Here is a 7669-nt window from a genome sequence, read left to right on the forward strand (position 1 = left end):
ATTTGTGTTATCAATAACACGTTGTTTTGATTCAACATTTAATGTTGAAATCGGAATTAACGTTGACATATTGCAATTCAGTTTTCAATGTTCATTTTAATATTTCATAATGGAGCGGGTGATGGGAATCGAACCCACAACATCAGCTTGGAAGGCTGAGGTTTTGCCATTAAACTACACCCGCATATTTTCATATAAATCATATGTAATGTATTTTGATGCGGCCGAGAGGACTTGAACCTCCACGGGATAAATCCCACTAGGCCCTCAACCTAGCGCGTCTGCCATTCCGCCACGGCCGCTCGGTTGACGCTAAAAATTTCCATTCATCAAGTTAACGTACTCAATTGTAATATGTTTGAAATGTTTTGTCAATAAGTTTTTAAAATTTCTTTAACAAACTTAATAAGTCCTTCATTTAATTTCATATTATTTTCGCAACGTTTAATATCATATAACATAAATTATATAACGTCAACACATACAAATAACTAATTAGAGTAAAATATTCATTTTTATTTATTATATCTAATTAAATGCACAAATTTCATATATGTATGCCGTTTTTTTAATATCAAACGTGTGAAGTGATTCTTAAATAAAAAAAGAGCTGAAAAATATCAGCTCTCTTGCTATTTAAATTCACTATTTAAAAATGGCTTTGTTCTATCAATTTCCCTTTGCAATGTCCACAAAGCATTTTATTTAAATTCACTTTTCTTATTCTAGCATATTTCACACCACAGTTTGAGCATTTATAGATGTACCTAACTCGATTCTCATAGCTTTCAACTGCTGAACAAAATCTCGGGGCACCTGTTTGCGCACTGAGTAACTTGAAATCTTTATCTTTGTGTTTATATCCTTTTCCTTGTATATGAAGATGGTAATGACATAACTCATGTTTAATAATATCAATAACTGCCTTTTCACCGAAAGCGTCATATTGCTTTGCATTTATTTCTATATTGTGTGTATTCAATATATAACGCCCACCAGTTGTTCTAAGTCGTTTATTAAAATAAGCTTTATGTTTAAACGGTCTTTTAAAAATTGTGGTAGAAATAGACTCTGTCATGCTTTGTAATTTTTCATTATCCATGAGGATCAATCATAGTTAGTGATACTTTCCCTTTCTTGTCATCAATATCTAATATCCAAACATCAACAATATCTCCAACACTGACAACATCCATTGGGTTTTTAACAAATTTCTTAGATAATTTTGAAATGTGTACAAGGCCATCTTGTTTAACACCAATATCAACAAAGGCTCCAAAGTCAACTACATTTCTTACAGTTCCACTTAACTTCATATCTTTCGATAAATCTTCAATCGATAATACATCCGATTTTAATATTGGTGTCTCAAATTCATCACGTGGATCTCTATTTGGTGCAATTAATGATTTGATAATATCTTCAAGGGTAGGTTCGCCAATGTTTAGCTTTGTAGCCATGTCAGTCAAATCCACATGATTTAAAGCTGTTTTCAAATCAGCTTTTCCTAAATCATCTGCACTAAAACCAATCTCACTTAACAATTGATAAGTTGCTTGGTAACTTTCTGGATGAATTGATGTATTATCTAAAGGTTCACTACCATTGATAATTCTTAAAAAACCAATACTTTGTTCAAATGTTTTAGCGCCTAACCTTTTTACTTTGGCAATATCCTTATTGTGTTTAATAGGCCCATTTTCTTCACGGTATAAAATTATGTTTTGGGCTATAGTCGAAGACAGACCCGACACATATTGCAATAGTGAGCGTGAAGCTGTATTTACATCAACACCTACTTGGTTAACAGCTGTTTCGACAACAAAAGTTAACGCGCCCTCCAATGCTTTTTGGTTAACATCATGTTGATATTGACCAACGCCAATTGATTTTGGGTCAATTTTTACAAGCTCACTTAATGGATCTTGTACCCTTCTTCCAATCGAAACAGCACTACGTTCTTCTACTTGAAAATCTGGGAACTCTGAACGAGCGATTTCTGAAGCAGAATAAACAGAAGCTCCAGCCTCGTTAACAATTATAAATTGTGTTTTTAATTTATGTTTTTGAATCATTGAAGCTACAAATTGTTCTGTTTCTCTACTAGCCGTACCATTACCGATAGCAATTAAATCAACATCATATTTATTTACAAACTGAACAAACGTTTTCTCCGCGTCTTCCTTTTTATTTACTGGTGGATGCGGGTATATTACTCCTTTAGCTATAAAAGTGCCAAAAGGATTTATTACAGCCAATTTACAACCTGTTCTAAAAGCAGGGTCCACTCCTAGAATTTGTTTGCCTTTCATTGGTGGTTGTAATAATAAATTTCTTAAATTTTCGCTGAATACATCAATAGCATGTTTTTCAGCTTTTTCTGTTAGGTCACCTCTTATCTCTCTTTCAATCGAAGGCATGATTAATCTTTTCAAACTATCAGAAATTGCATTTTCAATAATTGTTGAACCTTCATGATGATGAATCGTTTCATGCTTACGAATAAAATTCTCAATGCCTTGAATATCCATTTCTATTTTAACTGTTAGTATTTTTTCTTTTTCTCCCCGATTGATTGCTAATGTTCTATGATTTGCAATTTTTTTAATTGGTTCTGAATAATCATAATACATTGAAAAAATCTCTTGGTCATCCTCAGCATTCTTTTTCTTTTGTGTAACAATTTTGCCATGCTGGAAAGTATCTTTAAGTATTTTAGTTCTATATTTAGGTTCATCTGAAACTTTTTCTGCAATAATATCTTGCGCACCTTGTATTGCTTGTTCTATATTTTTTATTTCTTCATTGAAAAATTGAGTTGCTTTTTCTTCTATTGTCATTTCTAAACTAGGATTTTTGAGCCACTTTGCAAAAGGTTCTAAACCTTTTCTTTTCGCTTCCGTAGCTCTTGTTTTCTTTTTCTGTTTATAAGGTCTATATAAATCTTCAACTCTTTGTAGCTTTGTTTGCTTTAAAATGTCATTTTTTAATTCTGTAGTCAGTAAACCTTGTTCTTCTATATTATGTATAACTTCTTCTTTTCTTTTTTGAAGATTAACCATATATTGATATTCATCATTAATTTGTTTTATTTCTACTTCATCTAATCCGCCAGTCTGTTCTTTACGATAGCGCGCAATAAATGGTACCGTATTTTTTTCTTCAAGCAACGTTAATACTGCATTAATTTGTTTACTTGAAAATTTATATTTTTCTTTTATAGATTGTATTAAATTACTATCCATAGTATCCTCCACTCATAAATAAAAAATTTATTACTAATACTAATATATTCTAACATATAACGTTATCTTGATTCTTTTTCTAAAAATAATCGAAGTATAAAAAAGCAGAATTCATTTAATGAATTCTGCTTTAAGCATATATTTTATTGGTTTGCTGCTTCTTGAAGTTTCTTAATTGCTGTTCGTTGTAACCGGGATACATGCATTTGACTTAAACCTATTCTTTCACCTGTTTCTTTTTGACTTAAACCTTCAATAAATGTGCACTGTATAATCTCTCTTTCCCGTTCAGATAAAATTGGGAGTATTTTTTCTAATATCATACGCTTTTCAGTTAAATCATAATTATCATCTTGTTGCCCCATAATATCTAATAATGTAACAGTCGATCCGTCTTTATCCGCTTCAATAGAATGGTCTACACTTAATGCATTATAACTTTGACCCATTTCCATAGCTTCGAGCACATCTTCTTCATTGACTTCCAACCTATCGGCAATTTCAGCAATAGAAGGTGAGCGCTCTAACTCATTTGTCAATTCATCAGTCACTTTCTTAATACGGGGTCCGATTTCTTTAATTCGCCTAGGAACGTGCACACTCCACGTTTTATCACGTAGATAACGCTTAATCTCACCAATTACAGTTGGTACTAAAAAAGCTTCGAACTTTCTATCAAAAGATAGGTCGAATCGGTTAATTGCACCAATTAAACCAACCATACCAACCTGAACGAGATCTTCGTGATGAGATTGACCTTTTGAATATTTATATGCCAATGATTCAATCAACTTTTTATAATGTTTAACAAGTTTATCTTGAGCATCTGAATTCTCATTATTTTGATGCTCCATTATCCACTGGTTGACTTGTTCAGGTGATACGTCATTAACTGATTTCGACTCTCTCGCCATTATTTCGCACCTGCTCTTTTTTTATATACTTAATCATGCTAATGGTTACACCAGAGTTTTTATCCACTGTAACTTCATCCATTAAAGATTCAATTAAAAATAAACCAAGACCTCCCTCTCTAAGGAAATCTATATTTTCATTGTCTTTATATGGTCCTAATTTTGCTTTTGTTTCTTCATAATCGAAACTTTCCCCTTGATCGGAAATAACTATTTTAATTTTATCATCAAAAATTTCAAAACAAAGGTTAATCATTCCTACATCCGTAGCATCGTTTTTATATGCGTGTTTTACTGCATTTGTTACTGCTTCGCTCACTGCTATTTTGGCATCTTCTATATCGTCATATGACGCTCCAGCACGTGAAAATACACCTGATAAAGTCAAACGTATTAAGCTTACATACTCTGCTGATGCTGGTAAACGCATTTCTATATAGTCTTGTTTAAGTTGCATGTTATTCGACCTCCGTTCCTTCATTAACATGCATCAAATCTTTTAAACCTGTGATATCAAATAGTCGACTTATTCGATCTGAAGCACCTAATATATATAATTCTTTATCGTTTTGATTTAAAGCCTTTAAAGTTCCGACAAATAGTCCTAAACCGGTTGAATCCATATAACTAACATTTTCTAAATTTACATATATATCATGCGTTCCCTCTTGTCTCATCGGCATGAGTACTTCTTCAAGTTCTGGAACAGTATAAACATCTAATTCTCCGCCAACTTTAACTTCATAATGTGTATCATGTGATATTGTTTCAATATTTAGATTCATAAATTACACTCCTAAGCATAGTCTCATTAATAACCGTTATACCCTTTTATTTTAATCATTAATCTTATCTAATTCACTCTTTTTATTATCAATATTGTTAAATCGTCTCTTTTTTCTGGATTTTGAATTTTTAAAATTGCTTCATATAAAAGTTGAACAATGTCTTGTGGATGCATATGTTTATACTTTTTTATCATATCTAGTAAATAACTTTTATCTAAAAAGTCACCAGCTTCATTTCTTACTTCTGTGACACCATCTGTAAAAATGATAACTAAGTCATCTAAATGAACGGGTATTTCTTGTTGATTGTATCGTGTTTGTTGACTAACACCTAAAACGCGACCTCTCACTTTAATTTCCTCAAATGTTTCGGTTTCAGCTCTATAAATATACCCTGGCTCATGGCCAGCAGAACTGCAATATAACAAGTGGTTTAATTCTTCATACAGTCCATAAAACATCGTTACGAACATATTTTGATTCACATTTTTTTCTACCACGCGATTCAATCGTTTAAGACCATCGCTTGGCAATTGGGAATGCCCATATGAATCCATACCAAATTTGATCATACTCATAGCTAAGGCAGCAGGTATACCTTTACCTATAACATCTGCTACTGCAAAACTCATCGTACCGTCTTTATGATCTATTAAATTAAAGTAATCGCCACTAACCTTTTGCGCAGCTACGGAAATTACACCGATTTGAATACTATCGAATTGAGGAATATCTGTCTTAAGCATCGTTTGCTGTAAACGGGATGCTAAGTCAATTTCTTTATCATGATATTGTAATCGATTTACAAGATCTTGATAATCTCTATAATTATAGCCAAATCCTTTTACTACTTCTTTAAGTACGTTGAATGTTTTAGAAATTTGTTCACTACTTAACTCTAATGCTTGAACATAATTTTTATGAATTTCAACGATATCTTCTGGTAGCAAGTCTTTTCTTTTCACTTCTTCGGTGAAGCCTTCACACTTTTTTAATAAATCTGTCTCATTTACTGTGTGTAGACTTTCGTCAATTAGCGCTTTATATTGATTTTTGAACTCTTTCACTCAGTATTTCCTCCTCAAAATGCAAATATAAATCGCATACATCGGTTTTAACAAGAATATATTCTGTTATATGTATGTGTATTAAATATTTAATCAAGCAATACAGTTTTGTTTCTAGCAAAGTGAGATGTTTTTAAATACATACTTTACGTTGATATCGAAAAAAGCTTTAGGATAACCTAAAGCTTTTCAACTTAAACATCCTATTCATAAATATTTGATTACAAACACACGCTTTATTTTCTCTGTTCTATTTCAAATTATCTTGGAATTAAGTGTTTGTTGCATGTATAAGGAATTGATGTCTGTTATTCGTTATTTTATTACGCTCACTTTTAAAAATTATGTTCTATGATTTCTAATATTATGTAAACCTAGGCTAATATCTATAGCATTATTAACTTCTTGCATTTTTTCTTCAGATAGATATGTCAGCTTTTCTTTTAATCTGTTCTTGTCTAACGTCCGTATTTGCTCTAATAATATAACAGAATCTTTGTCGAGTTTATACTTGCTTTTTTCTATTTCTACATGTGTAGGTATTTTAGCTTTATTAATCCTACCTGTAATTGCAGCTACAATTACGGTAGGACTATACTTGTTACCAGTATCATTTTGTATAATGACTACGGGCCTTATTCCCCCTTGTTCAGAACCCTGTACTGGTGACAAATCAGCTAAATAAACGTCTCCTCTTCTCATCATTCATTGTTATTCTTAGATATAATGTAGACTTCATTGCAATCGCAAGCTTCACATTCAAATGGAAATGCTTCCGCCGCAAGGGAGAGATTCAAGTCAGCCATTTGTGAATAGCCTTCTTTTAATAGTTGTTCAATACTATGATTTCTGCTTTGATTAAAACTTGCCATGAATAAAGACCTCCATGTGACTAAAATAGAATATATTGAGATTTCTTGTTAGATATATAATAACAAATTTTAAATACAGTGACTATACTATTTTAGTAATTCATTAAGGATTTCTAGGTCTTGAGTACCATAATAGATACGTGGCAATCTCCTATTTAAGCGACATAAAACTTCATAATTGATAGTATGTTGTTGATATGCCAGCGCTTCCACAGATTGTTCACTGTCTGAATGATGATCCAACAATATCACTTTATCACCAGTTTGAATTTCTTCTGGAATTTTAATAATTATTTGATCCATGCAAACTTTTCCAATAATTTCACATTGTTTGCTGTTAACATTTACATTAAATCCGGTCATCATTCTTGGAAATCCATCTGCATAACCAACAGGAATAATACCGATTTTTGTAGGTTCTGTCGCTGTATAAATACTGCCGTAACTCACAGATTCGCCTGGTTGCAAGACTTTTGTTTGTACAATTTCACTAATCCATTGCGCACTTGGTTTTAAATGTATTTTCACACTGTCTTTAACATAACTTGAAGGATAATAACCGTATAATGATATACCCACCCGCACTGAATTACAGAATTGGCTATCTTTCATTAATGCACCTGCAGAATTTTGCGAATGTATATACTGTGGCTTTTCTTCTTCATTGACAATTGATTCAAATAAACTTTGTTGCTGATTCATTGATTCTCCAGGTTCATCTGCACATGCAAAATGCGTAAACACCCCTTCAAATACTACATGATCTGTCTCTTATACACATCT

The 7669-nt window shown here is 32.1% G+C and carries 8 protein-coding genes, 2 tRNA genes and 1 pseudogene; all 11 read right to left on the bottom strand.

What is annotated here, in order from left to right:
• Positions 1–110: 110 nt before the first annotated feature.
• Positions 111–184 (bottom strand) — tRNA-Gly (locus CD150_RS10725).
• 35 nt (positions 185–219) lie between these two features.
• Positions 220–302, bottom strand: a tRNA-Leu gene (locus CD150_RS10730).
• 347 nt (positions 303–649) lie between these two features.
• Positions 650–1102: a SprT family protein gene (locus tag CD150_RS10735; RefSeq protein WP_073346045.1), complete on the bottom strand. Its 453-nt coding sequence runs from the start codon at positions 1100–1102 to the stop codon at positions 650–652.
• Positions 1095–3245: a Tex family protein gene (locus tag CD150_RS10740; RefSeq protein WP_073346048.1), complete on the bottom strand. Its 2151-nt coding sequence runs from the start codon at positions 3243–3245 to the stop codon at positions 1095–1097. The genes CD150_RS10735 and CD150_RS10740 overlap by 8 nt, the downstream gene beginning before the upstream one ends.
• A gap of 143 nt (positions 3246–3388) precedes the next feature.
• Complete coding sequence (sigB, locus tag CD150_RS10745) at positions 3389–4159, bottom strand: RNA polymerase sigma factor SigB (protein ID WP_073346051.1); 771 nt, start codon at positions 4157–4159, stop codon at positions 3389–3391.
• Positions 4134–4616, bottom strand: coding sequence for an anti-sigma B factor RsbW (gene rsbW, locus CD150_RS10750; RefSeq protein WP_064209857.1), 483 nt, complete (start codon positions 4614–4616; stop codon positions 4134–4136). Before rsbW ends, sigB begins: the two co-directional genes overlap by 26 nt.
• Before the next feature lies 1 nt (position 4617).
• A complete protein-coding gene (locus tag CD150_RS10755) occupies positions 4618–4944 on the bottom strand; it encodes an anti-sigma factor antagonist (protein ID WP_046207788.1) in 327 nt (108 codons plus the stop codon).
• A 68-nt stretch (positions 4945–5012) separates the two neighbouring features.
• Positions 5013–6014, bottom strand: a complete 1002-nt coding sequence (locus CD150_RS10760) for a SpoIIE family protein phosphatase (RefSeq protein ID WP_046207787.1) — start codon at positions 6012–6014, stop codon at positions 5013–5015.
• A 342-nt stretch (positions 6015–6356) separates the two neighbouring features.
• Entirely contained in the window at positions 6357–6719 is a 363-nt protein-coding gene (locus tag CD150_RS10765; RefSeq protein WP_019468010.1) for a type II toxin-antitoxin system PemK/MazF family toxin, read from the bottom strand.
• Complete coding sequence (mazE, locus tag CD150_RS10770) at positions 6716–6886, bottom strand: type II toxin-antitoxin system antitoxin MazE (RefSeq protein ID WP_046207786.1); 171 nt, start codon at positions 6884–6886, stop codon at positions 6716–6718. The genes CD150_RS10765 and mazE overlap by 4 nt, the downstream gene beginning before the upstream one ends.
• Before the next feature lie 87 nt (positions 6887–6973).
• Positions 6974–7651, bottom strand: a pseudogene (gene alr, locus CD150_RS10775) (alanine racemase); the annotation flags it as partial.
• Positions 7652–7669 lie beyond the last annotated feature (18 nt).

Source organism: Staphylococcus ureilyticus, assembly GCF_002902235.1.
GTDB classification, from domain to species: domain Bacteria; phylum Bacillota; class Bacilli; order Staphylococcales; family Staphylococcaceae; genus Staphylococcus; species Staphylococcus ureilyticus.

What these genes read in the sequence shown, in the direction of transcription:
- CD150_RS10735 (WP_073346045.1), bottom strand. Translation starts at nt 1,102, where the DNA reads ATGGATAATGAAAAATTACAAAGCATGACAGAGTCTATTTCTACCACA.
- CD150_RS10740 (WP_073346048.1), bottom strand. Translation starts at nt 3,245, where the DNA reads ATGGATAGTAATTTAATACAATCTATAAAAGAAAAATATAAATTTTCA.
- sigB (WP_073346051.1), bottom strand. Translation starts at nt 4,159, where the DNA reads ATGGCGAGAGAGTCGAAATCAGTTAATGACGTATCACCTGAACAAGTC.
- rsbW (WP_064209857.1), bottom strand. Translation starts at nt 4,616, where the DNA reads ATGCAACTTAAACAAGACTATATAGAAATGCGTTTACCAGCATCAGCA.
- CD150_RS10755 (WP_046207788.1), bottom strand. Translation starts at nt 4,944, where the DNA reads ATGAATCTAAATATTGAAACAATATCACATGATACACATTATGAAGTT.
- CD150_RS10765 (WP_019468010.1), bottom strand. Translation starts at nt 6,719, where the DNA reads ATGATGAGAAGAGGAGACGTTTATTTAGCTGATTTGTCACCAGTACAG.
- mazE (WP_046207786.1), bottom strand. Translation starts at nt 6,886, where the DNA reads ATGGCAAGTTTTAATCAAAGCAGAAATCATAGTATTGAACAACTATTA.